Origin of the sequence: Klebsiella sp. EMBS2024, from assembly GCF_036233805.1 — a bacterium.
In the GTDB taxonomy this organism is placed as follows: Bacteria; Pseudomonadota; Gammaproteobacteria; order Enterobacterales; family Enterobacteriaceae; genus Klebsiella; species Klebsiella pneumoniae.
This window is the reverse complement of sequence record NZ_JAZARW010000001.1, coordinates 4333255-4358252: the sequence shown is the minus strand read 5'-3', so window position 1 is coordinate 4358252 and position 24998 is coordinate 4333255. Positions and strand designations below refer to the sequence as shown.

Annotated in this window: 25 protein-coding genes; 10 read left to right on the top strand and 15 right to left on the bottom strand. The window is 58.4% G+C overall.

Translation table 11 applies throughout. The features are described 5' to 3' along the window. Nucleotides 1-160: 160 nt before the first annotated feature. The 7 genes from coaD to rfaQ form a co-directional block, all read right to left on the bottom strand. Entirely contained in the window at nucleotides 161-640 is a 480-nt protein-coding gene (gene coaD / locus VZP09_RS19940; protein ID WP_002922501.1) for a pantetheine-phosphate adenylyltransferase, read from the bottom strand. Next, nucleotides 637-1413 carry a glycosyltransferase family 2 protein gene (locus VZP09_RS19935; RefSeq protein WP_004145264.1) on the bottom strand — a complete coding sequence of 259 codons (777 nt, stop codon included), beginning with the start codon at nucleotides 1411-1413 and terminating at the stop codon, nucleotides 637-639. The genes coaD and VZP09_RS19935 overlap by 4 nt, the downstream gene beginning before the upstream one ends. Next, nucleotides 1413-2687, bottom strand: coding sequence for a lipid IV(A) 3-deoxy-D-manno-octulosonic acid transferase (gene waaA, locus VZP09_RS19930; RefSeq protein WP_004145263.1), 1275 nt, complete (start codon nucleotides 2685-2687; stop codon nucleotides 1413-1415). The genes VZP09_RS19935 and waaA overlap by 1 nt, the downstream gene beginning before the upstream one ends. A gap of 91 nt (nucleotides 2688-2778) precedes the next feature. Continuing rightward, the gene (locus VZP09_RS19925) at nucleotides 2779-3768 is read right to left on the bottom strand and encodes a glycosyltransferase (protein WP_002922498.1); all 990 of its coding nucleotides are present in this window, start codon (nucleotides 3766-3768) and stop codon (nucleotides 2779-2781) included. A gap of 29 nt (nucleotides 3769-3797) precedes the next feature. Then, nucleotides 3798-4892, bottom strand: coding sequence for a glycosyltransferase (locus VZP09_RS19920; RefSeq protein WP_004145262.1), 1095 nt, complete (start codon nucleotides 4890-4892; stop codon nucleotides 3798-3800). A gap of 2 nt (nucleotides 4893-4894) precedes the next feature. Beyond that, complete coding sequence (locus VZP09_RS19915; protein ID WP_032415809.1) at nucleotides 4895-6022, bottom strand: glycosyltransferase family 4 protein; 1128 nt, start codon at nucleotides 6020-6022, stop codon at nucleotides 4895-4897. Beyond that, nucleotides 6019-7095 carry a putative lipopolysaccharide heptosyltransferase III gene (gene rfaQ / locus VZP09_RS19910; RefSeq protein ID WP_032415808.1) on the bottom strand — a complete coding sequence of 359 codons (1077 nt, stop codon included), beginning with the start codon at nucleotides 7093-7095 and terminating at the stop codon, nucleotides 6019-6021. Before rfaQ ends, VZP09_RS19915 begins: the two co-directional genes overlap by 4 nt. A 111-nt stretch (nucleotides 7096-7206) precedes the next feature. Between rfaQ and VZP09_RS19905 the strand changes: the two genes are divergently transcribed. Together VZP09_RS19905 and VZP09_RS19900 are read left to right on the top strand one after the other, a co-directional pair. Beyond that, on the top strand, nucleotides 7207-8169 hold the full coding sequence (locus tag VZP09_RS19905) for a polysaccharide deacetylase family protein (RefSeq protein WP_004186133.1): 963 nt from the start codon (nucleotides 7207-7209) through the stop codon (nucleotides 8167-8169). Nucleotides 8170-8187: 18 nt separating this feature from the next. After that, a complete protein-coding gene (locus VZP09_RS19900; protein WP_002922472.1) occupies nucleotides 8188-9267 on the top strand; it encodes a glycosyltransferase family 9 protein in 1080 nt (359 codons plus the stop codon). A gap of 43 nt (nucleotides 9268-9310) precedes the next feature. Here the strand turns inward: VZP09_RS19900 and VZP09_RS19895 are convergent, their stop codons facing one another. From VZP09_RS19895 to rfaD, 5 genes are read right to left on the bottom strand one after another with little or no spacing between them, the layout of a single operon-like run. After that, nucleotides 9311-10480: an O-antigen ligase family protein gene (locus VZP09_RS19895; protein ID WP_004164973.1), complete on the bottom strand. Its 1170-nt coding sequence runs from the start codon at nucleotides 10478-10480 to the stop codon at nucleotides 9311-9313. After that, on the bottom strand, nucleotides 10458-11366 hold the full coding sequence (locus VZP09_RS19890) for a sugar glycosyltransferase (RefSeq protein WP_004181525.1): 909 nt from the start codon (nucleotides 11364-11366) through the stop codon (nucleotides 10458-10460). The genes VZP09_RS19895 and VZP09_RS19890 overlap by 23 nt, the downstream gene beginning before the upstream one ends. Further along, nucleotides 11366-12337, bottom strand: a complete 972-nt coding sequence (rfaC, locus tag VZP09_RS19885; RefSeq protein ID WP_328795365.1) for a lipopolysaccharide heptosyltransferase RfaC — start codon at nucleotides 12335-12337, stop codon at nucleotides 11366-11368. Before rfaC ends, VZP09_RS19890 begins: the two co-directional genes overlap by 1 nt. 3 nt (nucleotides 12338-12340) lie before the next feature. Further along, nucleotides 12341-13399: an ADP-heptose--LPS heptosyltransferase RfaF gene (gene rfaF, locus VZP09_RS19880; RefSeq protein WP_004196077.1), complete on the bottom strand. Its 1059-nt coding sequence runs from the start codon at nucleotides 13397-13399 to the stop codon at nucleotides 12341-12343. Nucleotides 13400-13408: 9 nt separating this feature from the next. After that, complete coding sequence (rfaD, locus tag VZP09_RS19875; RefSeq protein WP_004210780.1) at nucleotides 13409-14341, bottom strand: ADP-glyceromanno-heptose 6-epimerase; 933 nt, start codon at nucleotides 14339-14341, stop codon at nucleotides 13409-13411. A 213-nt stretch (nucleotides 14342-14554) separates the two neighbouring features. Between rfaD and kbl the strand changes: the two genes are divergently transcribed. The 3 genes from kbl to VZP09_RS19860 all read left to right on the top strand — a co-directional run bounded on the left by kbl (nucleotide 14555) and on the right by VZP09_RS19860 (nucleotide 17743). Then, complete coding sequence (kbl, locus tag VZP09_RS19870; RefSeq protein ID WP_046042184.1) at nucleotides 14555-15748, top strand: glycine C-acetyltransferase; 1194 nt, start codon at nucleotides 14555-14557, stop codon at nucleotides 15746-15748. A gap of 12 nt (nucleotides 15749-15760) precedes the next feature. Then, nucleotides 15761-16786, top strand: coding sequence for an L-threonine 3-dehydrogenase (gene tdh, locus VZP09_RS19865; protein WP_002922461.1), 1026 nt, complete (start codon nucleotides 15761-15763; stop codon nucleotides 16784-16786). Nucleotides 16787-16954: 168 nt separating this feature from the next. Then, the gene (locus VZP09_RS19860) at nucleotides 16955-17743 is read left to right on the top strand and encodes a glycosyltransferase family 2 protein (RefSeq protein WP_004186125.1); all 789 of its coding nucleotides are present in this window, start codon (nucleotides 16955-16957) and stop codon (nucleotides 17741-17743) included. A gap of 5 nt (nucleotides 17744-17748) precedes the next feature. Here the strand turns inward: VZP09_RS19860 and VZP09_RS19855 are convergent, their stop codons facing one another. From VZP09_RS19855 to gpmM, 3 genes are all read right to left on the bottom strand, one after another. Further along, on the bottom strand, nucleotides 17749-18696 hold the full coding sequence (locus VZP09_RS19855; protein ID WP_218784658.1) for a divergent polysaccharide deacetylase family protein: 948 nt from the start codon (nucleotides 18694-18696) through the stop codon (nucleotides 17749-17751). A 3-nt stretch (nucleotides 18697-18699) separates the two neighbouring features. Next, nucleotides 18700-19971, bottom strand: a complete 1272-nt coding sequence (gene envC, locus VZP09_RS19850) for a murein hydrolase activator EnvC (protein WP_328795363.1) — start codon at nucleotides 19969-19971, stop codon at nucleotides 18700-18702. 9 nt (nucleotides 19972-19980) lie between these two features. Beyond that, entirely contained in the window at nucleotides 19981-21525 is a 1545-nt protein-coding gene (gene gpmM, locus VZP09_RS19845) for a 2,3-bisphosphoglycerate-independent phosphoglycerate mutase (RefSeq protein WP_023283067.1), read from the bottom strand. A 245-nt stretch (nucleotides 21526-21770) separates the two neighbouring features. Here gpmM and VZP09_RS19840 point away from each other — a divergent pair, with 245 nt between their 5' ends. From VZP09_RS19840 to cysE, 5 genes are all read left to right on the top strand, one after another. Next, nucleotides 21771-22202: a rhodanese-like domain-containing protein gene (locus VZP09_RS19840; protein ID WP_002922436.1), complete on the top strand. Its 432-nt coding sequence runs from the start codon at nucleotides 21771-21773 to the stop codon at nucleotides 22200-22202. 104 nt (nucleotides 22203-22306) lie between these two features. Beyond that, on the top strand, nucleotides 22307-22558 hold the full coding sequence (grxC, locus tag VZP09_RS19835; protein WP_002922429.1) for a glutaredoxin 3: 252 nt from the start codon (nucleotides 22307-22309) through the stop codon (nucleotides 22556-22558). Nucleotides 22559-22618: 60 nt separating this feature from the next. Further along, on the top strand, nucleotides 22619-23086 hold the full coding sequence (gene secB, locus VZP09_RS19830) for a protein-export chaperone SecB (protein ID WP_002922428.1): 468 nt from the start codon (nucleotides 22619-22621) through the stop codon (nucleotides 23084-23086). Next, nucleotides 23086-24105 (top strand): NAD(P)H-dependent glycerol-3-phosphate dehydrogenase, encoded by a 1020-nt coding sequence (gene gpsA / locus VZP09_RS19825; protein ID WP_328795362.1) that lies wholly within the window; start codon nucleotides 23086-23088, stop codon nucleotides 24103-24105. Before secB ends, gpsA begins: the two co-directional genes overlap by 1 nt. Nucleotides 24106-24178: 73 nt before the next feature. Beyond that, the coding region (gene cysE, locus VZP09_RS19820; protein ID WP_002922426.1) for a serine O-acetyltransferase at nucleotides 24179-24998 on the top strand (820 nt) is incomplete at its 3' end.

Genomic DNA, 24998 nt, shown 5'->3' with positions numbered 1-24998 from the left:
AGGTCAGCGGGCCTGCGGGTGCGCATCTGGTGGGCCGGGGGCGTTTGTAGTCCAGGTCAGCGTAGCGCCATCTGGCACAAAGACCGGGACAGAGCCGGTGTGAATGACCCAGCGGCGCAGTGCTGCGCCAGCCAATATGGCTCATGTCCCGGCAGATGCGTTACTTCAACTTATTCAACAGCGCCTGATGCACATTAGCTGGCAGAAAGTGAGAAACGTCGCCCTGGTGGCGCGCCACTTCCTTCACCAGTGAGGAAGAGATAAACGACCACTCTTTGCACGGCATCAGAAACACGCTCTCAAGGGTGGGCATCAGGTGGCGGTTCATATGAGCCAGCTGCATCTCATACTCGAAATCCGCCACCGCCCGCAGGCCGCGGATCAGGATATTGGCCTGCTGCGCGCGCGCGAAATTGGCCATCAAATCACTGAAGCCGATAACCTCCACGTTCACCAGGTGGGCCGTCGCCTGCTCTGCCAGCGCAATGCGCTCATCAAGGCTGAACATCGGCTTTTTACTCGGGCTGGCGGCGATAGCCAGCACCACTTTATCGAACATACTTGCCGCGCGGGTGACAATATCGATATGACCGTTGGTGATGGGGTCGAAGGTACCCGGATAGATCGCTTTTGTGCTCATGATGACTCTTTCTCCGAGTAGCCGTGGCTCAGCGCCCACAGCTCGGTATATTTCGTAAACGTATACTGCGCGTTGACCATCGCCAGTAACCATCCCTGTTTACCGTCCAGCACCCCACCGCGCAACAGCAGCGTCTTGAGGAACGCGCCCAGCGTATGGCTGAAAATCCCTGCCATCGAGGTCTTCTTGCCCTTCTGGTGACGCTCAAGCGCCCACGCGGCGGCATACGCCAGCTGTTTTTGCTGGAAGCCAGCGAAGTCGCGGCAGGTCAGGTGCAGGAGATCGCCGGTCAGCGGAATAACCTCGGCGCCCAGGCTATCCAGCGATTCATGGACCAGATTATCGTTATAGCGGTAACGGGCGCGTTCGTACAGGCGCAGGACGCGATCGGGATACCAACCGCTGTGGCGCATAAAGCGTCCGAGAAAATAGTTACGGCGGGCGATGCTGTAGATGGCGCCGCGCTGGGGGGCGTCCAGTACCTTAAGAATAGCCTGCCTGAGTTCTGGCGTGACGCGCTCATCGGTATCGATCATCAACACCCAGTCACCGGTGGCGTAATCCTGCGCGCGCTGGCGCTGAATGCCATAGCCTCGCCAGTCGGTATGGGTATAGACCTGGGCGCCGAGGCGGCGGGCCAGCTCAACGGTGTTGTCGGTGCTGCCGGAGTCGAGGACGATAATTTCATCCGCCCAGCTAACGGAGCCCAGACAATCCGGCAGCAGGTCGGCGGCGTTTTTAGCGATCATCACCACGGAAAGCCGGTTCGACATTAATGACTCCGCTGCGGCAGGTAAGGTTGCAGTAACTGTAGCAGACGCGACAGCGCGCCCTGGTTCTGGTGCAGCACTTCCACTGCGTGACGGCCATACCACAGACGGTAATCTTCATCGGTCAGGAGCGTGGACACCTCCCTGACCAGCGAATCGGCATCGGTAACGGTGATCAGGCCATCGTCCTGCTGCAGCTTGGCGCAGATATCTTTGAAGTTGAAGGTATGCGGGCCCATCAGCACCGGAATGGCGTGCGCCGCCGGCTCGAGCGGGTTATGGCCGCCGCGCTCCACCAGGCTGCCGCCGACGAAGGCGAGGTCGGCAATGCCGTAGAGCAGCATCAGCTCGCCCATGGTATCGCCAATGACTACCTGGGTACTGGAGGAGGGGATCTCGCCGGTGCTGCGCAGAGTAAAGCTCATCCCAGCCTTTTGTACCATCTCACGGGCGTCGGGGAAGCGCTCCGGATGGCGGGGAACAAGGATCAGCAGCAGGTTCGGGAAAGTCTCCAGCAGTTTTTTATGCGCCTGGAGGATGATTTGTTCTTCACCGTCGTGGGTGCTGGTGGCAATCCAGACCTTGCGGTGCGGTGCCCATTGCCGACGCAGCGTCACCGCCCGGGCCGCCAGCTCTGGCGTTACGGAGATATCGAATTTCAGGCTGCCGGTGACCGCCAGCTGGTTGCGCTTCAGCCCCAGAGAGAGGAAGCGGTTACCATCTTCTTCATTCTGCGCGGCGATAAGCGTAATGCGGCTCAACAGGCGGCGCATAAAGCCGCCCAGTTTGGCATAGCCTTTGGCGGAACGTTCGGACAGGCGCGCGTTGGCGATCACCAGCGGGATCTTACGCTTATGCAGCGCGGCCACCATATTCGGCCACAGCTCGGTCTCCATAACGATCACCAGCTTCGGCTGAACGGTGTTCAGGAAGCGGTTCATGGCGCCGGGCAGATCGTAGGGCAGATAGACGTGATGAACATCTTTGCCAAACGCCGACATGGCGCGCTCGGAGCCGGTCGGCGTCATGGTGGTGACAGTGATCGGCAGAGAAGGGTAGCGGTGGCGCAGGGCGCGGACCAGCGGAATGGCGGCTAAGGTCTCGCCGACGGAAACGGAGTGCAGCAGAATGCCATCCGGCTCTACCTTGTTCTGACAGAAGCCATAGCGTTCCGCCCAGCGTTTGCGATAGGCAGGAGCCTTACGACTGCGCAGCAGCAGCCGCAGCCACACCAGCGGCTGAATAAGGTAAAGTAGGGTGGTATAAAGCAATTCCAAACTATTTATCCGTTCTCTGTTTTGGCGGGCAAATTCTAAGCATTTAGCCCGCGTAAAGCTATCTCTTTGGCGGAAACAGCGGGTTTTTGGTCTATCCCGCGTGGCGATAACGCTTAATACGCAGATAACGGCGTCCCAGGCGCCAGCGTAAACGGAAAGTACAGGCGTTTTTCCAGATTAACCGCCAGATACCGCGGTCGAAGAACTCGTTAATAATAACATGCTTTTTGGACTCATCTTTCATGCTATCGAAGGTATGGATGATCCCCAGGCCTTCTTTGGCGATCTGCCAGCGACAGGCGGCGATATGGCGTACTTTATCCGGGTAGCGCTGGTTAATCGCCTCCAGCATCTCCAGAATCTTCATATAGTGGCGCGCCGAACGCATCAGCGTGTCGTCGTTGTCCGGCTTATGCGACACCGACTCAGAGTGAATGTAGTAATCATAGAACTGCTGACTGGTGTACTGCACGCGCTCCGCGGCCAGCAGGGCTTCTGTGGTCCATGGGATATCCTGATGGCGCAGGCCAGGCTCGAAATGGAAGTGATGCTGGCGGATAAAGTCGTGACGATAAATATTAAGCCAGGTGACGTGCAGAAACTTCCGCGAGTCCAGGGCCTGCTTAAGCCAGACATGGCCCGGCAGCACACCCGTCGAGGGCAGGCGATCCAGTGGGAAGATCGGGTGGCTCTCGCGGCGCTTTTCGTACACATAGGTGCCGTTGCAGGTGGCGATATCGAGATGTTCTTTCTCGGCCATCTCCAGCAGCGTGCGATACATGCCCGGATAGAGTTTGTCGTCGATATCCGGAAACGCGAGATATTTGCCGCTGGCGGCGGCGAGGCCGGTATTGCGCGCGACCGAGACGCCCTGGTTTTCCTGCTCCAGCACCTGGACGTTCTGCAGCCGCTCCTGCCATTCGGCGATCACCGCCAGGCTGTTGTCTGTCGAACCATCGTTCACCAGGATCAGTTCATAGCTGTCCAGCTGCTGCTGTTCAATGCACTCAAAGAATTGCGCTAGAAATTTCTCACCGTTGTAGACGGCAGCCACGATGCTCAATAAAGGCGTTTGACTCATAAATCTTCGATCCTGGTTAACTAACGGCGTCAGGTGCGCTGCAGCTGACGGTACTGCTGACAAATGGATACGACGCTGAATTTTTCCAGCGCGGCATCGTCGATGGCCGGCGGGTTATGGTAAATGCTTTGCATCGTCTGAGCCAGCGCCGGACTGGTGAGATCCGCCAGACCGCGGGCAAGTTCGCCGGTGAGGATCTCGGTGACGCCGCCGGGGCAGCGGGTGCTGGCGACAGGAGTATGTAACAGCAGCGCCTCCACCACCACATTGCCGAATCCTTCGCTATCGGAGCTCAAAACCAGCATCCGTGCGCCTTTGATCCACGGTAAGGGGTTTTTCTGAAAGCCTTTGAACCACACCCGATCGTCAATGTGCAGCGTTTTTGCCAGCTGGCGCAGGCGCTGCTCTTGCTCCGGTTTTCCCTGGCCTAGCAGCACCAGCGGTGCGTCGATGCCGCTCTGCGCATAGGCTTCAAGCAGGCGGTCATGGCGTTTGCCCGGATGGAAGCGACCGACGTGAATCAGGTAGTCACCGTCCGGGCGCTCGCTATCGGCTTCCGCCTCGGCGCGCAGGGCAGTGATATCGAAGGGATTGTAGATGGTTTTCAGCTGTGCCGGGCGCAGGGCAAACTCTTCCACCAGATCTCGCCCCACCGCGTCGGAAACCGTCACCACGTTGCGACCCTGATAAATTCGCTTAATTTTCTGCTGCTTCATCCAGCGGTCAAAGCCGGTGCGGTGCCCGAGATAGGAGGCAGAGAATACGCCGTGCAGACAGAACCAGACGTTACGCTCGCGCAGCGCCCGGCTGCGGGCGACGATGCGGTCGGTTTTGTGCAGGTTGGAGAGCACAAGGTCAAATTGCCCCTGCTGTTCGGCCCGCACGACTGCGGCATCCAGCTGGCGGGCGCGGCGGGACAGCTCGGTCAGCTTGCGCCACGGTTTACGGCAGCGATCGGCAACTACCTGGTAGTCGAGCCCCTCGGGCAATGGGTACTCGCAGACATCGCGCAGCGAAATGAGCGACACCCGATCGCCGTCGCGCAGGAACTGTGCCGCCAGGGTCAGGACCACTTTTTCCGCGCCGCCGCCGGGTAAACCGTCAATCACAAATAAGATGCGCATCGTTAATTCACCAGATCCTGATAAAGAGAAAGCAGCTGGGTTGAGAGTCGCTCGCTGGTGCAGGCCATAATGCGCTCGCGGGCGTGACCGCCTTCCGCGGAGCTCAGCGCGCGCGCGGGCAGGGCCATTACCGCCTGCTGTAGCGCCGGGATATCCAGAGCGTCGCAGACGTAACCATTGTGGCCGTCAACGATAAACTCCGCCCCGCCGCAGCCGGTGGTGGTGATCACCGGCAGACCGCAGGCCATCGCTTCGAGAATGACGTTGGGGAACGGATCGTAGAGGGTGGGCAGCAGCAGACCATCGGCCATCTGATAGAAGGGCAGCGTCTCCGACTGCATGCCGAAGAAGCGCACCCGCGCTTCGCAGCCGAGACTCTTCGCCAGCGCCTGATAGCGCGGCTGATCCTTATCTTTGCCAACCACCAGCAGATAGCGATCGGTGGGGGCGATGGCGCGGATTGCCGCCGCCAGTCCCTTGCGCTCAAAGCCGGAGCCGACGTAGATCAGGCAGGTCGCCTGCAGCGGTAGCTGCCATTTGGCGCGTAAGGCGGCAAAGGTGTCTTCGTCCGGCGGCAGGAAGCGCTGGTTGTCAATGGCGTTGTAAATAACGTGGATCTTCTCCGCCGGCAGGCCAAAGTCTTCGATAATCTCGCGCTTGATCATCTCGGCGTTGCAGATCACCCCGCGCAGGAGTGAGTCTTCATACATCTCGCGTTCCGCCTGCATGACGTAGCGGTGGTAACGGTCGGCGAACAGCAGGCGGCTTTTCCAGGCCGGTAAAATGCGCGAGCGCTGCTGCAGCCAGCGGCGATGAACGCCATCGCCAGCGCGGTAGAGATCGCAGCCGGGAATACGTTCATGGCTCTGCACCAGGTCGAAGGACTCGCGCTGCCAGAGCGCGCGCGCGGCGTTGGCAAAGCCGCGCTCGCGGCTGATGCGCCCCCATTTACGTGGGTTACAGATATGGATCTGCCAGTCCGGTTTCACCGGCCCCTGCCATTCGCGGGTGATGACGTTCAGTTGCAGATGACTGCTGTCGAGGGCTTCCAGCGCGCGGGAGACAAACCGTTCTGCGCCGCCGTCCGGGCGGTACTTCTGCCGCACCAGAGCCAGCCTGAATTTACTCATGCCAGTACCTTTTTCGCCGCCGCGATCACGGCGTCGGTAGGAATTAAATCAAGATAACGTTCGTCGGTGTTGGTGTTGATAGCGTCCGGATCGGGCAGCGGACCGAAGTCGCCGGCCCAGATCACCTCGCCTTTCGCCTGCCACGGACGCCAGAAGGTCAGCTTCGAGGGACCGAACAGGGCGACCAGCGGAGTGCCAAGGGCTGCAGCCATATGCATCGGCACCGAGTCGACGCCGATAAACAACCGGGCATGATCGATCACCGCCGCCAGCTGGCGCAGCGTTAACTGGCCGGCTAAAGAGTGTAGTCGCGCCTGCGGGCAGCCGGCGATGATGGTATCCACCATCTTCTTCTCTCTTGCATCGGGGCCGGAGGTGAGCACCACCGCGTATCCTTCGGCGGACAGCGCGTTGATCAGGGCGCTCATCCGATCTTCGCGCCAGCATTTAAAGAACCAGCGCGACGTCGGCTGGATGACGATGTAGTGTTCCCGGAAGTCCTCCGGCAGCAGGGCGCGGCTGGCGGCCCAGTCTGCTTCGCTGTAGCCCATCCGCGTCGGCGCATCGTTCAACTGGAGACCGAGCGGAGCGAGAATAGAGAGATTCTGCTGTACCGTATGCAGCTGGTTGTGCTGTTGGGTGGAGGCCAGCGCGGTGTGGCAATAGCGCCAGACCGGGTGGCGGCGCTTCGGAAAATCAAAACCAATCCGCGTCGCGGCGCCGGTCAGTTTGCTGATAACCGCGCTCGGCCACTGGTCGGCCAGGTTAAGCACCATATCGTACCGCTGCTGGCGCAGCGTCTGAATGAGCTGCCATTGCATCTTCAGCTGATACCTTTTTCCCTGCTTTTTCCAGCGGCGATCGAGACCATAAATATGGTGGATATCGGGGTTGGCTGCGAGCATATCCCGGGTCTCTTCATACAACAGGACATCCACGCTGGCGGCGGGGTACTGCTGTTTCAGCGCGTGAATAAGCGGCGTGATCAGCAGCATGTCGCCATGATGGCGCAGCTTAATGACCAGGATCCGCGCCGGGTTCAACGGGCCGCGGGAGAGGGTTTCAGGCGTCATACTCTGTTCTTCATCCAGGATAAGGGTTCCGATTCTAGGGGATCAGACAGATTGAGAGAAGCGTTGTATTGCTCTACCATGACCCGATACGTATGGCCTGAGGACGTTTTCGTGCACAATCCCGCATTTCTCATCACGATTGATACAGAGGGCGATAACCTCTGGCAAAAACATGACAGCATCACCACCGAGAATGCGCGTTATCTTCCGCGTTTTCAGCAGCTTTGCGAAAAGTATGGCTTTAAACCGGTCTATTTGACCAACTATGAAATGGCCATCGACCCCTTTTATATCGAATTCGCCAGAGACGTGATTGCCCGCGGCACCGCGGAAGTCGGCATGCATCTGCATGCGTGGAACAGCCCGCCGACCGAGCCGCTGACCGCAGATGACTGGCGCCATAAGCCTTATCTTATTGAATACAGCGACGCTATGATGCGTGAGAAGGTCGACTATATGACGCGTCTGCTGGAGGATACCTTCCAGACCAAAATGGTTAGCCATCGCGCCGGGCGCTGGGCCTTTGACGAGCGCTATGCGCGTCTGCTGGTGGAGTACGGGTATCAGGTGGATTGCTCGGTGACCCCGCGGGTGAACTGGAAGACCGCCAAGGGGGCGCCGCAGGGCGATGGCGGGACCGATTATCGCCGCTTTCCGCAGCATGCCTATTTCCTCGATGAAAATGACATCAGCCGCGAGGGTCACTCGCCGCTGCTGGAAGTGCCGATGAGCATCCAGTACAAGCACTCAGCGTGGATGAACAGCGTGAAGCAGGGCTACGACCGCCTGCGCGGCAAAGTGCGATCCCCCTCCGTACACTGGCTGCGACCGATGGGCGGCAATGTGGAGACGATGAAAAAAGTCGTCGAACAAACGTTGACGCAGGGCAATGACTACGTGGAATATATGCTCCACTCTTCAGAGTATATGCCCGGCGGCAGCCCCACGTTCAAGAATGAACGGGATATTGAGCGTTTATACGCTGACCTCGAAGCCTTTTTTAGCTGGCTGGCGCCGCAGGTGAAGGGCATGACGTTGGCAGAATATTACCAGCGGAAAATTACACAGCGCTAACACAGCTCAAGGTACCGTATGCGTATCCTTAAACAATTAACGCGGAAAAAGAATGCCTTTTTCCGCGGCATTAAATTTAATTTAATTAACTATCGATACAGAAATAAGCCGGCGCGTAAAGCGTTCGACCCAGCGGCTGTGCGCCGCGTACTGCTATTGCGTCTGGATGATAAAGTCGGTGATATGGTGGTCACGACAGGTTGCGCCAGAATACTGGCCGAACGGGGATATCAGGTTTCGGTGTTAACCGGACCAATATGCAGCGAAATATTAGCAGGCTCAGAATTCATTCAGCAAGTATATTTATATCGGCCCCGCATGTCCTTAAATACGTTGCGGGCGGCGGGTTTTGATGCGGTTATCGATTTTGATGACGTGACCAGCTATGAACGCTTTAAATTACTCGCCGATTTACGGGCGACCAGCGTGATTGGTTTTAATAAAGAGCCCTATAAACTTTACGATCACTCAATCGCTTTTTTTGACGGCAACAGCCATATTTCCCTGCGCTATAAGCAGGTGGTGAAGCTGTTTGGCATCGTTGACGACCGCCCGTATCACTATCATCTCCCCGGCTGCCGCCATGAGCGGGAGAAAGTGGCCCGCTTGCTTTCTCAGGCCGGAGAGGTCGAACTGCGTATCGCCATTAACCCTTTTACCGCCTCCGAGGATAAAGACTTCTGTCGTCACCAGGTGGCGACCCTGGTCGAGCGGCTACATGCTCTGCCTTACCGGGTCTGTATCGTGATGGTGGGGCGCAGTGAAAAAATCCGCCAGCTGGGGCTGGATATGGCGCTGTACATCGCCGACAGCACCATCAACTCCGCCGTAGAAGTGATCCGCAGCTGTGATTTAGTCATTACGCCGGACACCTCTATCGTGCATATTGCCCGGGCTTTCGATAAGCCGATGGTGGCGGTCTATAACAAACGCAAACTCAAGAATACCGGGCTGCCCGGCTATCACATCTGGGCGCCGGGCTATGACAAGGCGAAGCAGATAGTCTGTGAAGAAGCGAATGTCGCCGATGTGGCGATTGAGTCGGTGTGGCCCGTGATTAAAGAGCAGGCCGACCGGCTGGTCGCCGCCCGCAGTTAATTTAAAAAGTTAATATAAAAAGGGCCGCTGACGGCCCTTTTTGTTAGCGTTTTTCCGCCAACCCTTTGCTGAGCGCAATGCCCAGCGGCAGCCAGAACAGCACCCAGGTTTCCCGGGGATTGCTGATGATAAACATCCCCTGCGAGGCCATAAACACCAGCGCGTAAAACAGGATCGCCAGACTGTAGCGGCTGTCGGTATGGCGCTTGCGCCACGCCTGCCATAGCCCGCAGGCAATGATCGCCAACAGCAGCAGTAACCCCACGATGCCGCCTTTCAGCAGGGCGCCCATATACACACTGTGGGTGGTGGTGATGTGCTCGCCGCTGTAGTTGATGAAATCCAGTTCATAGCTGAAACCGCGTCCCAGCCACGGCTGGCTGGCCATCTCCGACAGCGTATGGTGCCAGATGCTCAGGCGCAGCCCGCTTTGGGTGCCCAGCTCCTCGAAACGGGCGAGCAGCATGTCGCCCACCGGCGTCATGACCAAAAGCAGCGCTACCAGCACGGCCAGCGCCGCGGCGATCAGCAGGTTGCGGCGGGTGAAGACGTGCAGGTGCAGCGTACAGCCGACCGCCAGCACCAGGGCGATGATCGGCCCGCGGCTTTGGGTGAGCAGCAGCATCACCAGCATGATGACCACCGGCAGATAGAGCCAGTGGCTGGCTTTTTCTTTCAGTAGCATGCCGCAAATTAAAATGCCGATGCCGCAGTAACCGGCAAGGTCGATAACGTTCGTTGGTCCGGGGTTCTCGGGGGAGACCGCTCGTTCGGTGAGAACCAGCGTATGGTCGATAATCAGCGTCCACAGGGAGAGCACGGTGATCCCGCCGACCACCGCCAGCATCGCCAGTCGGCGGGTTCGTCCGTCCCTGAGCAGCATCGTCATCAGCAACAGATACCCGGTCAGATACACGCCGTGGGTGATCGGCGAGTCAATATGCTGCGGCGTATGGCCCCACACATTACTGAGGGCGTAATAGATAAAGAAAGCCGCCAGCAGCGTCCAGGTCTGCCACTGCTCGCGTAACACCCCGGCCAGCGCCTGGCGGTTTTCCTGGCGTACCAGCGACAGCAATAGCAGCAGGATCGATAAATGCAGCAGATTATTGGTCCGGGTGGACATGCAAAAAATCGCGCTGAAAAATAAAAACAAAGGAAAGACAATCGAGTAACCCTGTCTGGCGAAGTTACTCACTTTTAAAGTACTCATTAAACGCAACCTTTTCGAAGATAGTATCCGGCACAGCGCTTTCTGGGGAAAAATTAATCACCCGAATCTGGCGTTGCTGCAGTACCTGCGCGGCATGCGCAAAGGAGGGCATGACGAGGGTATCCACTTTTGTTGCCAGGTAAGAAGGCAATTTTTCTTGTTGTGTTTCGTAGAATCGCGGCTGGTTAAAGTTGGTCATATCCAGGCCGCTCACCAGGATAGTATTGAAGCCCAGCCAGGCGAGAATTTGCAGCGCCCAGTAGACCACCGTGCCGGCATCAAAGATGCCCTGGCGAATATCGGTGCTAAAACAGATATCCGGGCGCTGAGGATGAAAGCACATCGCCGCATTCTGCTGGTAAGTGCGCTTTATCGCTTCGCTGGCGACTTTCGGCTGGTAAATCTTATAGCAACCGTCCTCAATCAACGCCAAACGGCAGCGCAGCGCGTCCCCATAGCGATCGACGATTTTGGCGATCCCGTGCATGGTGGTGAACAGCAAAATATCCGGCTGGCTGACAATGGCGCGGATAATGTCCGGCTTCTTATCGAAAAATTCCATGTCGACGATGGTATAGAGCGAAAAGTGCAGCCGGTCGGCAAGATGCCAGGCGCCATTGACGCCCATCACCGGGATCGTTTTCGACAACAGGGAAAAATCGATATTGCGGGTTGAGGGGCCGGTGGCGGTCAGCAGGACTTCGCCCTGCATACTGTTTTTCAGCGCGCTCAGGCTGACCAGCGGCACCGTTTTCCCTTTATAGCGTAACGCGCTGATTTCGCCGCTTGGCGCACGCGCAATACGGGTAAAAGGCCACAGATTTTCATTGTGGCGATACGCGCGAGGGCGCGTATAGCGGTAGATCTGCTTAAACAGGGATCCCATCAGAGCAGCCCCTGATTTTGCAGGAGAAGATGAATCCGGCTGGCCGCAATATCGCCGGTGCTGGCGCTGTTTTCCGGCCGCACGATATGCTGGTTTTTACCGTATCCGCCAATCAGCCCCGGGTCGGTCGGGCCGTAGAGCGTAAAGTTCGGTTTATCCAGCGCGGCGGTCAGATGGCTCAGCCCGGTATCGACCGAGACGACGGCCCGGGCGCCGGCCAGAACCTGCGCCACCTGCTCAAGGCTCATGCGCGGCAGCACTTCAACATACTCCCGGCCTTCCGCCAGCCGCTTCGCCCGCGCCTCTTCGTGCGGGGCCCCCCACGGCAGCTTAATGTGGACGCCGCTGTCGGCCAGCAGATCGAGAAGCTCCTGCCAGCGGGTTTCCGGCCAGTGCTTATCGTCGCGGGTGGTGGCGTGCAGAAACACCAGATAGGGCGCGGCAGCGCTAGCCTCGTGCTGCAGGAAATGGCGCGCAATGGCGTAATCCCCCTGGGTCTGGGGTTTCGCGTAGCCAAGGCTTTTGGCGAACAGCTCACGGGTACGCTCCACCGCGTGCTGCTGTTTCGCGATATGGTGGCGGCGGTTGTAAAACAGGCTCGCCAGCGGCTCGCGGGCCGTTTGCCAGTCAATACCGTGCTTGACGCCGTGCGCCAGGCGAGTAACCAGCGCGGCGCTTTTCACCAGCCCCTGGGCGTCGATGATGGCGTCATACTTTACCGCCTGAACGGCCTCGCGAAAGGCTTGACGCTCGGCTTTGATCGGCGCGGAGAACCAGGCTTTGCGCCAGCGGCGGATCGCCACCGGGATCACCCGCTCGACGCTTTCATGCCAGGAGGGGATCTGCGCGAAACCCTCTTCAACCACCCAGTCGAAGCGGATGCCGGGGATAGCCTGCGCGGCATCGGTTAGCGCGGGCAGCGTGTGCAGCACGTCGCCCATGGAGGAGGTTTTAACGATCAATACCCGCATCCGTTACGCTTCCTCGTGCTCGGTTTTTTCCGCTAACAGTTCGTTTAGCTCTTGCAGGACGCGTTCTGGGGTGATGTCGATCAGGCTCTGATGATAGCCTTCGGCGGCATCGCCTTTGCGCACCTTGTGGTAGCCGGTAATCAGACGGATAACCCGCGCTTTATGCGACAGCGGCGGGGTAAAGTCCGGACTGCTCGGGCCATACAGCGCCACCAGCGGGCGGTCCAGCGCCGCGGCGACGTGCATCAGCCCCGAATCGTTAGTCACTACAGCTTTACAGGCGGCGATCAGAATGACCGCCTGCTCCAGCTGGGTTTCACCCGCCAGATTACGGCACCAGGCCTGCTGCTCGCTGCTGAGGGCGGCGATGATCTCTTTGCCGGCCTCGTTATCTTTCGCCGAGCCGAAAAGCGCAATCTGATAGCCATCGTCGATAAGCTTTTTCGCCAGCGCAGCATAGTGATAGTGCGGCCAGCGTTTGGCCGGGCCGAACTCCGCGCCGGGGCAGAAGCCGACGATCGGCCGATCGTAGGACAGGTTAAAAGCGCTGCAGGCCTGCGACTTTTCCCCTTCGTTGACCTGCAGCTGCGGCCACAGCAGCGGCTGCGGCAGATCTTTGGCGCAGCGCATCACGCCGTTGTCGTAGGCCAGCGCCACGTAGCGTTCCACCATCAGCGGCCAGGCGTCTTTGTCCAGCACCCGGGCGTCGTTGAGCAGTCCGTAGCGCATCTCGCCGCGCCAGCCGGTGCGCAGCGGGATATTGGCAAAGAAAGGGACTAATGCCGATTTAAACGAGTTCGGCAGCACGTAAGCGCGATCGTAGCGACGTTCGCGCAGGCTGTGGCCGAGCTTACGGCGTTCGCCGATAGCCAGCGCGCCGTGACCCAGCGGCATCGGGATCGCTTCGTTCACTTCCGGCATGCGCGAAAGCAACGGACGGCACCAGGCTGGAGCCATCACGTCGATAATCGCCTGGGGATAGCGCGCCCTGAGCGTACGATAAAGACTTTGCGACATCATCATGTCGCCCACCCAAGACGGGCCTACCACCAATATTTTCATGCTTGTTTCTTACGCGTCGCGGTTTAGCCAGGCCATATATTCCGTTACGCCTTCGGCAACGGTTTTGAACGGTTTGTCATAGCCCGCTTTGCGCAGGTTAGTCAGATCCGCCTGTGTGAACGCCTGGTAGCGGCCTTTCAGTTTTTCCGGGAACGGGATGTACTCGATGCTGCCTTTTTTGTGGTACGCCAGGGTCGCATCGGCAACCGCCTGGAAGGATTCCGCACGGCCGGTGCCGAGGTTGAAGATGCCGGAAACGCCGTTTTCCCAGAACCACAGGTTGACGTCAGCCACGTCGCCCACGTAGACGAAGTCGCGCTTGAAGCCGTCGCTGCCTTCGAACAGTTTCGGGCTTTCGCCATTATTCAGCTGGGTATTGAGGTGGAAAGCGACGCTCGCCATGCTGCCTTTGTGGCCTTCGCGCGGCCCGTAGACGTTAAAGTAGCGGAAGCCGACGATCTGCGAATTGGCTTCCGGCAGGATCTGGCGGACGTATTCGTCGAACAGGAATTTGGAGTAGCCGTAAACGTTCAGCGGCTGTTCGTACTCGCGGGACTCGATGAAGTCGCTGGTGCGTCCGCCATAGGTGGCCGCGGAGGAGGCGTACAGGAACGGGATTTCGCGCTCCAGGCAGTAGTGCAGCAGCTCTTTGGAGTACTGATAGTTGTTGTCCATCATGTACTTGCCATCCCACTCGGTAGTGGAAGAGCACGCGCCTTCGTGGAAGATTGCTTCGATTTCACCGAACTCTTCACCCGCCATAATCTGGATCAGAAAGTCTTCTTTATCCATGTAGTCAGCGATGTTCAGGTCAACCAGGTTTACAAACTTGGTGCCGTCTTTCAGATTGTCGACAACCAGAATGTCGGTGATGCCTTTGTCATTCAGCGCTTTAACGATGTTGCTGCCGATAAAGCCTGCGCCGCCGGTAACGATGATCATAACTGTACCTTTGAAGTTGGGAGCCCGGAGACAATCCGGACATGAATGCTCTTATCATATCACCACATGAGCAAGCCTACAGCCATTCGCAGAATAAGGTGCTGGGCTGACGTGATTTATGCTGCAAATAATTCATTCAGGCCTGCATCATCTCGTATCAGCGTATAGCTTTGGGTAATATGTGCCAAATTTTGCCGAATCTGGAGAGTTGCAATGCGTGGTGATTTCTACAAACAGTTAACTAGCAATCTGGAGACCGCTCGGGCCGAAGGGTTGTTCAAAGAAGAGCGCATCATCACCTCGGCGCAGCAGGCGGACATTACCGTCGGCGACAGCCACGTGATTAACTTCTGCGCCAATAACTATCTGGGTCTGGCGAACCACCCGGAACTGATTGCCGCGGCGAAATCCGGCATGGACAGCCACGGTTTCGGGATGGCCTCGGTACGCTTCATCTGCGGCACCCAGGATACGCATAAGCAGCTGGAGAAGAAGCTGGCCGATTTCCTCGGTATGGAAGATGCGATCCTCTACTCCTCCTGCTTCGACGCCAACGGCGGCCTGTTTGAAACGCTGCTCGGCCCGGAAGACGCCATTATCTCCGACGCCCTGAACCATGCCTCGATCATCGACGGCGTGCGTCTGTGTAAAGCGAATCGCTTCCGCTATGCCAACAACGATATGCAAGAGCTGGAGGCGCGTCTGAAAGAAGCTCGCGAGGCCGGCGCGCGTCACGTGCTGATCGCCACCGACGGCGTGTTCTCGATGGATGGCGTGATCGCCAACCTGCAAGGCGTTTGCGACCTGGCGGATAAATACGATGCGCTGGTGATGGTCGATGACTCCCACGCCGTCGGCTTCGTCGGCGAAAACGGCCGCGGCTCCCACGAATACTGCGATGTGATGGGGCGCGTCGACATCATCACCGGCACGCTGGGTAAAGCGCTGGGCGGCGCCTCCGGCGGCTACACCGCCGCGCGCAAAGAGGTGGTTGAGTGGCTGCGCCAGCGCTCCCGTCCGTATCTGTTCTCCAACTCTCTGGCGCCGGCCATCGTGGCCGCCTCCATCAAAGTGCTGGAGATGGTTGAAGAGGGGGCAGACCTGCGCGATCGCCTGTGGGCTAACGCGCGTCTGTTCCGCGAAAAAATGACCGCGGCAGGCTTCACGCTGGCCGGCGCCGACCACGCCATCATTCCGGTGATGCTGGGCGAGGCGGTGGTGGCGCAGAACTTTGCCCGCGAGCTGCAGAAAGAAGGGATCTATGTCACCGGCTTTTTCTATCCGGTGGTACCGAAAGGCCAGGCGCGTATTCGCACCCAGATGTCGGCGGCGCATACCCCTGAACAAATTGAGCGTGCGGTGGAAGCCTTTACCCGCATCGGCAAACAACTGGGCGTCATCGCCTAATAAGGGTATGAGATGAAAGCGTTATCCAAACTGAAAGCGGAAGAAGGCATCTGGATGACCGACGTACCGGAACCGGAAGTCGGCCATAACGATCTGCTGATTAAAATCCGCAAGACCGCCATTTGCGGGACCGACGTGCACATCTACAACTGGGATGAGTGGTCGCAGAAGACCATTCCGGTGCCGATGGTGGTCGGTCACGAATATGTCGGCGAAGTGGTGGGGATTGGTCAGGAAGTGCGCGGCTTTAAGATTGGCGACCGCGTCTCCGGCGAAGGGCATATCACCTGCGGCCACTGCCGTAACTGCCGCGCGGGCCGCACCCATCTGTGCCGCAACACCATCGGCGTGGGCGTCAACCGCCCGGGCTGCTTTGCTGAGTATCTGGTGATCCCGGCCTTTAACGCCTTTAAAATCCCCGACAATATCTCTGATGACCTGGCGTCTATCTTCGACCCGTTCGGCAACGCGGTGCACACCGCGCTCTCCTTCGATCTGGTCGGGGAAGACGTGCTGGTTTCCGGCGCCGGTCCGATCGGCGTGATGGCGGCGGCGGTAGCGAAACACGTCGGCGCGCGTAACGTGGTGATCACCGACGTCAACGAGTACCGTCTTGAGCTGGCGCGCAAAATGGGCGTTACCCGCGCGGTGAACGTGGCCAAAGAGAACCTTAATGACGTGATGGCCGAGCTGGGGATGACCGAAGGTTTCGATGTGGGTCTGGAGATGTCCGGCGCGCCGCCGGCGTTTCGCAGCATGCTGGATACCATGAACCACGGCGGCCGTATCGCGATGCTGGGTATCCCGCCGTCGGATATGTCCATCGACTGGACCAAGGTCATCTTCAAAGGGCTGTTTATCAAAGGTATCTATGGTCGCGAAATGTTCGAAACCTGGTACAAGATGGCGGCGCTGATCCAGTCTGGTCTGGATCTCTCACCGATCATCACCCACCGCTTCGGCATTGATGACTTCCAGAAAGGTTTTGACGCGATGCGCTCCGGCCAGTCCGGTAAAGTGGTTTTGAGCTGGGACTAACCCCCCATGCTGGCGTAAAAATCAGCAAAAAAGGCGCCTGCGGGCGCCTTAATTTAGATTTGGATAACATTTTTAGCCTGCTTAATATTAAGCGCACAATTTCTACATCGATTTTACGGTTATTCGCTTATACAGTGTGTTTAGTCGCAGTTTAACTTTGTAACTATCATGCTTAAACTCTCCGTATGCTTACTGACCTGTAACTCTGCGCGCCTGCTGATGGAGGTGCTGCCGCCTCTGCTGAAGGTGGCCGATGAATGTATCGTCGTCGACTCCGGCAGTACCGACGAAACCGTCGCTATTTGCCAGCAGTTTGGTCTCACCGTCCATCACCATGCCTATAAAGCCCACGGCGCGCAGATGAACTATGCCATCGGACTGGCCAGCCATGACTGGGTGCTGTGCATGGACAGCGACGAAATTCTTGATAATGACGTGGTGGCGGCCATTCAGGCGCTAAAAGCGGGGGAGGAGCCTGAGCCGACCTGCGCCTGGCGTCTGCCGCGCTACTGGTTTGTGCTAGGCAAACAGGTACGGACTATCTACCCCATTTCCTCACCGGATTATCCGGTGCGCCTCTTTAACCGCCAGCAGGCGCGGTTTAACGATCGGCCGGTGGATGACCAGGTGGTCGGACACGCGAGCTCCGTCAGGCTGCCGGGCTTCGTTCGCCACGATACCTTTTATTCGCTGCATGAAGTGTTTAATAAGCTGAACAGCTATACCACCCGGCTGGTGAAGTACCAGCAGATCAAACCTTCGCTGACGCGGGGGATCGTCAGCGCCATTGGCGCTTTCTTTAAGTGGTATCTGTTTAGCGGGGCGTGGCGCTATGGCAAGGTCGGCGTGGTGACCGGCCTGTACGCGACGTTTTACAGCTTTCTGAAATATTTTAAGGCGTGGTACGCCCACGAAGATAACCAGGCGCCCGTCGCGCAAAAGCGAACGGACCCCTGAGTGGTCTAGTTGCCGGGATTGTCCCAGCCCTGCCATTTGAGGCGATAGTACTGGACCAGCGCGCTCTGGCTGATGCTATCGCTGAGGATAGTGAAGAAGCGGCTGGCGTTCACAGGCTCCAGCGGGCGCTTCGGCTTGCAATACTTCACGCCGTGGAACGGATTACGCGGCTTCTGCTGCGTTTGTTGCGCGGGCGGCTGAGCGTAGTTTGGCGTCGAATTGTCGACCTGCGGCTCGTTGAGCAGGCTGCTCGGGCGCACCAGCGTGATATCCGGCGGCAGATTATAGACCATCTGCTGCAGCACCCGCACCGTCGTCGGATGCGGATGGCCAATGGCTATCGCCGAACCGTTACGCCGCGCCAGGGCGATGGCGCGGTTGAACTGGGTGCGGATATCGGCTTCATTCTGCGTATCGTCAAGAAACACCTTGCGCTTAATCACCTTCACCCCGGTGCCCTGCGCGGCGCGCATGGCCTGGGTATTGCCGATGGTCACGCTGTCGAGAAAATAGAGATTGTAGCGCTCCAGGGCCTGCATCACCTTCTGCATGCCAAACAGGTTGGAGGTCATCGCGCTGCCCATATGGTTATTCAGCCCGACGGCGTAGGGGACTTTGCCGTAAGCTTCGCGAATGATGCGCTCGATCTCCTCGCTGCTCATTTCGGGACGCAGGGTGTCTTTTTCCAGCGGCTGTTTGCTGAGCGGCGCCATCGGCAGGTGGATGAGCACTTCATGGCCCAGATTATGCGCTTTCGTGGCCATTTCCCGGGCGTGCGGCGCGTTCGGCAGCACGGCGACGGAGATAGTTGCCGGCAGCGCCAGCACCTGATTTTCGGTCTGCGGGCGGTAGCCAAAATCGTCAATAACGATGGAGAGTTTGCCAGCGAACGCTGGCGCCGCCAGAGCCAGCGAACCGGCTACGGCAAGAGCAATTGCGCGAAATTGAAGCAAAACTTATCTTCCCAACCACGGCTGTGGATTGACCGCCTGACCCTGGCGGCGAATTTCGAAATAGAGCGACGGACGGCCCTGACCGCCGCTGCTGCCTACGAGCGCGATAGGCTGACCGGCACGCACCTGCGTACCTACGCTGACCAGCGCGCTTTGGTTATAGCCATACAGGCTCATGTCGCCTTTGCCATGCTCGACCACCACCACCAGACCATAGCCCTGCAGCCAGTCGGCCAGAATGACCCGACCATCGGCAATGGCTCTGACTTCGGTGCCTTCAGACGCGGCGATAACCATCCCTTTCCAACGTAGTTCACCTTGCAGCTGTTCGCCATATCGATGAAGGAGCGGACCGCGAACCGGCCAGAACGCCTGACCGCGCGGCGAGCCCAGTCCGCCGGTGCGTGACATCAGCGAACGCTCGCTTTCCGTTGGTTTATAGGTGGTGCCTTTGCGCGATGCTTCCTGCTGGCGGTCGCGCACCGCCTGCNCATCGCGTGCTTCCCGATCGGCTCGGGCTTTGGCGGCAGCCTCCGCCTGGGCGATACGACCGCGTAGGCGCGATTCGTTAGCCCGCAATTCACTTAACTGTTGCTGACCTTGCTGAATGGAGGATTCCAGTCCGGAAAGGGTCTTTTTCCGTTCGTTACGCGCCTGCTCCAGCTTCGCCTGCTGAGCTTTTTGCTCGTAGACCAGCGTCTGCTGCTGGCTCTGCTTCTCTTCGAGCATCGACTTTTGCACCGCCATCTCTTCGCGCGTTTTCTTCAGTTCCGCGATAGTCTCCTGGCGGGCCTGGTTGAAATAGCTGAAATAGACCTGCATCCGCTGATTGCGCTGGCCCTCTTCACCGCTGAGCACCATCTGGATGCCGGTATGCGGCCCCTGGCGGAAAGCGGCATCGAGCTGCGCGGCGAGGTTCCGCTCCTGAGACGCGCGCTGGCGCTCCAGCTTCGCGAGAGCGGCGTTCATCTCGTCAATCTGCTTATTGAGCTGGTTCAGGCTATCCTGGGTTTCGCGCAGTTTGCGGGCCGCGGCGGCGATCGCCTCTTCCTGCGCTTTGAGCTGGGCGAGCAGGCTTGCGCGCTGCTGCTGCTGTTGCTTAATCGCCCGCTGCCTGGCGGCGATGTCGGCCTGGATGGACTTTAGCTGATCGCGATCGTCGGCATGCGCAGATGACGCGCACAGCAATACGCCAGCGCTGAGCGCGCTGGCGTAAAGGACGGATCGAACTGCCGCTGCGATCCATGTAGTTGAATACATCGCCTTTCCCCTCATGGGGAAGGATTATTCCACGATGAACAGCGGCTTGCCAGTCATCTCTTGCGGGATTTCCATTCCCATCAGCGACAGCATGGTCGGGGCGATGTCGGAAAGTTTGCCGCCGTTGACCGCTTTGACCGCTTTATTACCGACGTAGATCAGCGGAACCGGCAGATTGGTATGGGCGGTGTGCGCCTGGCCGGTGGCCGGGTCGCGCATCTGCTCGGCGTTGCCGTGGTCGGCGGTGATCAGCAGTTGGCCGCCAACGGATTCCACCGCCTGAGCCACCTGGTCGATGCAGCGATCCAGCGCTTCAACCGCTTTTACGGCTGCTTCCATCACCCCGGTATGGCCAACCATATCGCCGTTAGGGTAGTTACAGATGATGGTGTCGTATTTTCCGCCTTTGATGGCGGCGACCAGTTTCTCGGTCAGCTCGGCGGAGCTCATTTCCGGCTGCAGATCGTAGGTCGCCACTTTCGGCGAGTTAATCAGGATCCGCTCTTCGCCTTTAAACGGCTCTTCTACGCCGCCGTTGAAGAAGAAGGTGACGTGAGCGTATTTTTCAGTTTCGGAGATGCGCAGCTGGGTTTTATCGTGCTTCGCCATCCACTCGCCGAAGGTATTGGCCAGCGAGGCGGGCGGGTAGGCGCAGGCGACTTTGATGTCGGCGGCGTATTCGGTGAGCATCACGAAATCGAGATTAACCACTTTCTTACGCGCAAAGCCGTCGAAGTCGGCGCTGACGAAGGCGCGGGTGATTTCACGCGCGCGGTCGGCACGGAAGTTCATGAAGATCAGCGCGTCGCCGTCTTCCATCGCGGCATCGGCCTGGCCGGCGGCGCGGATAACGGTCGCTTTCACGAATTCGTCGTTTTCGTCACGGGCGTAGGCGGCCTGCAGACCTGCGACGGCGGTATCGGCCTGGAATTCGCCTTTGGCCAGGGTCAGCAGATCATAAGCTTGTTCCACGCGATCCCAGCGGTTGTCGCGGTCCATGGCGTAATAGCGGCCGATGAGCGACGCGATGCGACCTTTGCCCAGCGCGGCAAATTTGGCTTCGAATGTCGCCAGCGTTTTTTCCGCACTGCGCGGCGGCGTATCACGGCCGTCGAGGAAGGCGTGCAGGTAGATCTTCTCAGCGCCGCGCTCTGCCGCCAGCTCCACCATCGCCATGATGTGATCTTCGTGGCTGTGGACGCCGCCTGGCGACATCAGGCCCATGATATGTACTGCTTTGCCGGCGGCAACCGCTTTATCGACCGCGGCGGTCAGTACCGGGTTGGCGAAGAAGGTGCGTTCTTTAATTTCCACATCGAGACGGGTCAGGTCCTGATAGACGATACGACCGGCGCCCAGGTTGACGTGGCCTACTTCGGAGTTCCCCATCTGACGGTCCGGCAGGCCGACTTCGAGGCCGGATGCATCGATCAGGGTATGTGGACGTTTGGCCCACAGCGCGTCCATTACCGGCGTTTTAGCGCTATAAATGGCGTTATCCTGTTGGTCTTCGCGATAGCCGTAGCCATCCAGAATCACCAGTACCATAGGTTTTTTAGAAACCGACATTGCGACAACCTCATGCTCAAAGACAGAAATTTTGCGTAATTTTACTACAGCTGAATCGTTTAAATCCCCGTGAAAGATCAAAGAAAGGGAGCGGCCGGGCCGCGCCGGGTCAGCGAGAGCGGCTTTTTTTCGCCACCGCCCGCAGAAAATACATTACATCGCGCTCACTGGCTGTAATTGCCGCAAGGCACAGGTATACTCCTTTCCTGGTTTTTTTCTCACTTAGTCGGGAGTTGTAACCCCCCATGCAAGAAATTATGCAATTCATCGGCCGTCACCCGGTCCTGAGCATCGCGTGGATCGCGCTGCTGGGTGCGGTAGTGTTCACCACCTTCAAGGGGCTGATGTCGAAAGTTAAAGTCATCACCCGTGGTGAAGCGACGCGTCTTATCAATAAAGAAGATGCGGTGGTGGTCGACCTGCGTCAGCGTGACGATTTCCGTAAAGGCCATATTGCCGGCGCTATTAACCTGCTGCCCAGCGATATCAAAGCCAATAACGTCGGCGAGTTGGAAAAACACAAATCGCAACCCATTATTGTGGTAGACGGTTCCGGCATGCAGGCGCAAGAGCCCGCCAGCGCGCTGAACAAAGCCGGGTTTGAAAAAGTCTTTGTACTGAAAGAGGGCATTGCTGGCTGGAGCGGCGAAAACCTCCCTCTGGTACGCGGCAAATAACTTACCTCGCGTGGTGATGCCGCCGCGTTTTCTCCTTCACGCCTGACGTGAAGGGAACACAGGCTGCGGCGTAAAACCCTCAGGGTAACAACAGGAGTGAAGTCATGGCCAATATTGAGATCTACACCAAAGCGACCTGCCCGTTCTGCATCCGCGCGAAAGCGCTGCTGAACAGCAAAGGCGTAACGTTCCATGAGTTGCCGATCGATGGCGATGCCGCGAAGCGTGAGGAGATGATCCAGCGCAGCGGACGGACGACGGTTCCGCAGATTTTTATTGATGCGCAGCACATTGGCGGCTGTGACGACTTGTATGCGCTTGATTCACGTGGTGGACTTGATCCCCTCTTGCGCTAATTTTTGCGCGCTTTCCCTGGCGGAAGCGCGTATTTAAGGACAACACGAAAGGGTTTTACTATGTCAGAACAAAACAGCACCGAAATGACCTTCCAGATCCAGCGTATCTATACCAAAGATATCTCTTTTGAAGCGCCGAACGCGCCGCAAGTTTTCCAGAAAGACTGGCAGCCGGAAGTTAAACTTGATCTGGATACCGCCTCCACCCAGCTGGCTGAAGGCGTTTATGAAGTGGTGCTGCGTGTGACCGTGACCGCTGCGCTGGGCGAAGAAACCGCGTTCCTCTGTGAAGTACAGCAGGGCGGTATTTTCTCCATCGACGGCATCGAAGGCACCCAGATGGCGCACTGCCTCGGCGCATACTGCCCGAACATTCTGTTCCCGTACGCGCGCGAGTGCATCACCAGCCTGGTTTCCCGCGGTACCTTCCCGCAACTTAACCTTGCGCCAGTGAACTTCGACGCGCTGTTCATGAACTATCTGCAGCAGCAGGCTGGCGAAGGTGCTGAACAACATCAGGATGCCTGATGAACGCACTTAATGCTGCAATGACTGTGATCGGTGCCGGCTCTTACGGCACCGCTCTTGCCATCACCCTGGCAAGAAATGGCCACCACGTTGTGCTGTGGGGCCATGACCCGAAACATATCGCGACGCTGCAACACGATCGCTGCAACGCCGCGTTCCTTCCCGATGTGCCTTTCCCGGATACGCTGCATCTTGAGAGCGACCTGGCCACCGCGCTGGCCGCCAGCCGCGACATCCTTGTCGTGGTGCCGAGCCATGTATTCGGTCAGGTGTTACGCCAGATTAAACCGCTGATGCGTTCCGACGCGCGGCTGGTGTGGGCCACCAAAGGCCTGGAGGCCGAAACCGGCCGTCTGCTGCAGGACGTGGCGCGTGAAGCGCTGGGCGATGATATTCCGCTGGCGGTGATCTCGGGGCCAACCTTCGCCAAAGAGCTGGCCGCCGGCCTGCCGACGGCGATTTCGCTGGCGGCCACGGATCCGCAGTTTGCGGAAGACCTTCAGCGCCTACTGCACTGCGGCAAAAGCTTCCGCGTCTACATCAACCCGGACTTTATCGGCGTGCAGCTCGGCGGCGCGGTGAAAAACGTCATTGCCATCGGGGCAGGTATGTCGGACGGCATCGGCTTCGGCGCCAATGCGCGTACGGCGCTGATTACCCGTGGGCTGGTGGAAATGTCCCGCCTCGGCGCGGCGCTGGGCGCCGATCCGGAAACCTTTATGGGCATGGCCGGCCTCGGTGACCTGGTGCTCACCTGCACCGACAACCAGTCCCGTANCCGTCGCTTCGGCATGATGCTCGGCCAGGGTATGGACGTGCAGAGCGCCCAGGACAAGATTGGCCAGGTGGTTGAAGGCTACCGCAATACCAAGGAAGTTCGCGTTCTGGCACAGCGTTTAGGTGTCGAAATGCCAATAACCGAGGAAATTTATCAGGTATTGTATTGCGGAAAAATTGCGCGCGAGGCAGCATTGACCTTATTGGGTCGCGCCCGCAAGGACGAGCGCAGCAGCAATTAGCTTTCCTTTGTCACCTGAATGACCCTGCCAGCGCAGAACTGGCAGGTCATTACTATATCGCCTGGAGTATGCAATGCCGTGTGAAGAACTGGATATCGTCTGGAATAATATTAAAGCCGAAGCCCGGGCTTTGGCTGACTGTGAGCCGATGCTCGCCAGTTTTTACCACGCAACGCTACTCAAGCATGAAAATCTCGGCAGCGCGCTGAGCTATATGCTGGCCAACAAGCTGGCTTCCCCGATTATGCCGGCGATCGCCATTCGCGAAGTGGTGGAAGAGGCCTACGCCGCCGATCCGGAAATGATCGCCTCCGCCGCCTGCGATATTCAGGCGGTGCGCACGCGCGACCCGGCGGTGGATAAATACTCCACGCCGTTGCTCTATCTGAAGGGTTTCCATGCCCTGCAGGCCTATCGTATCGGCCACTGGCTGTGGACTCAGGGGCGACGCGCGCTGGCGATTTTCCTGCAAAATCAGGTCTCCGTCTCTTTCCAGGTGGATATCCACCCGGCGGCGAAAATCGGCCGCGGGATCATGCTCGACCATGCCACCGGCATTGTGGTCGGCGAAACGGCGGTGATTGAAGATGACGTCTCTATTCTGCAGTCGGTCACCCTCGGCGGGACCGGTAAAACCAGCGGCGACCGTCATCCGAAAATTCGCGAAGGCGTAATGATTGGCGCCGGGGCGAAGATCCTCGGCAATATTGAAGTCGGGCGTGGGGCAAAAATCGGCGCAGGCTCAGTGGTGCTGCAGCCGGTGCCGCCGCACACCACCGCGGCGGGCGTACCGGCGCGTATCGTCGGCAAGCCGGAGAGCGACAAGCCGGCGATGGATATGGATCAGCATTTCAACGGCATCCACCACACCTTCGAGTACGGCGACGGGATTT

What these genes read in the sequence shown, in the direction of transcription:
- coaD (WP_002922501.1), bottom strand. Translation starts at nt 640, where the DNA reads ATGAGCACAAAAGCGATCTATCCGGGTACCTTCGACCCCATCACCAAC.
- VZP09_RS19935 (WP_004145264.1), bottom strand. Translation starts at nt 1,413, where the DNA reads ATGTCGAACCGGCTTTCCGTGGTGATGATCGCTAAAAACGCCGCCGAC.
- VZP09_RS19925 (WP_002922498.1), bottom strand. Translation starts at nt 3,768, where the DNA reads ATGAGTCAAACGCCTTTATTGAGCATCGTGGCTGCCGTCTACAACGGT.
- VZP09_RS19920 (WP_004145262.1), bottom strand. Translation starts at nt 4,892, where the DNA reads ATGCGCATCTTATTTGTGATTGACGGTTTACCCGGCGGCGGCGCGGAA.
- VZP09_RS19915 (WP_032415809.1), bottom strand. Translation starts at nt 6,022, where the DNA reads ATGAGTAAATTCAGGCTGGCTCTGGTGCGGCAGAAGTACCGCCCGGAC.
- rfaQ (WP_032415808.1), bottom strand. Translation starts at nt 7,095, where the DNA reads ATGACGCCTGAAACCCTCTCCCGCGGCCCGTTGAACCCGGCGCGGATC.
- VZP09_RS19900 (WP_002922472.1), top strand. Translation starts at nt 8,188, where the DNA reads ATGCGTATCCTTAAACAATTAACGCGGAAAAAGAATGCCTTTTTCCGC.
- VZP09_RS19895 (WP_004164973.1), bottom strand. Translation starts at nt 10,480, where the DNA reads ATGAGTACTTTAAAAGTGAGTAACTTCGCCAGACAGGGTTACTCGATT.
- VZP09_RS19890 (WP_004181525.1), bottom strand. Translation starts at nt 11,366, where the DNA reads ATGGGATCCCTGTTTAAGCAGATCTACCGCTATACGCGCCCTCGCGCG.
- rfaC (WP_328795365.1), bottom strand. Translation starts at nt 12,337, where the DNA reads ATGCGGGTATTGATCGTTAAAACCTCCTCCATGGGCGACGTGCTGCAC.
- rfaF (WP_004196077.1), bottom strand. Translation starts at nt 13,399, where the DNA reads ATGAAAATATTGGTGGTAGGCCCGTCTTGGGTGGGCGACATGATGATG.
- rfaD (WP_004210780.1), bottom strand. Translation starts at nt 14,341, where the DNA reads ATGATCATCGTTACCGGCGGCGCAGGCTTTATCGGCAGCAACATCGTT.
- kbl (WP_046042184.1), top strand. Translation starts at nt 14,555, where the DNA reads ATGCGTGGTGATTTCTACAAACAGTTAACTAGCAATCTGGAGACCGCT.
- tdh (WP_002922461.1), top strand. Translation starts at nt 15,761, where the DNA reads ATGAAAGCGTTATCCAAACTGAAAGCGGAAGAAGGCATCTGGATGACC.
- VZP09_RS19860 (WP_004186125.1), top strand. Translation starts at nt 16,955, where the DNA reads ATGCTTAAACTCTCCGTATGCTTACTGACCTGTAACTCTGCGCGCCTG.
- gpmM (WP_023283067.1), bottom strand. Translation starts at nt 21,525, where the DNA reads ATGTCGGTTTCTAAAAAACCTATGGTACTGGTGATTCTGGATGGCTAC.
- VZP09_RS19840 (WP_002922436.1), top strand. Translation starts at nt 21,771, where the DNA reads ATGCAAGAAATTATGCAATTCATCGGCCGTCACCCGGTCCTGAGCATC.
- grxC (WP_002922429.1), top strand. Translation starts at nt 22,307, where the DNA reads ATGGCCAATATTGAGATCTACACCAAAGCGACCTGCCCGTTCTGCATC.
- secB (WP_002922428.1), top strand. Translation starts at nt 22,619, where the DNA reads ATGTCAGAACAAAACAGCACCGAAATGACCTTCCAGATCCAGCGTATC.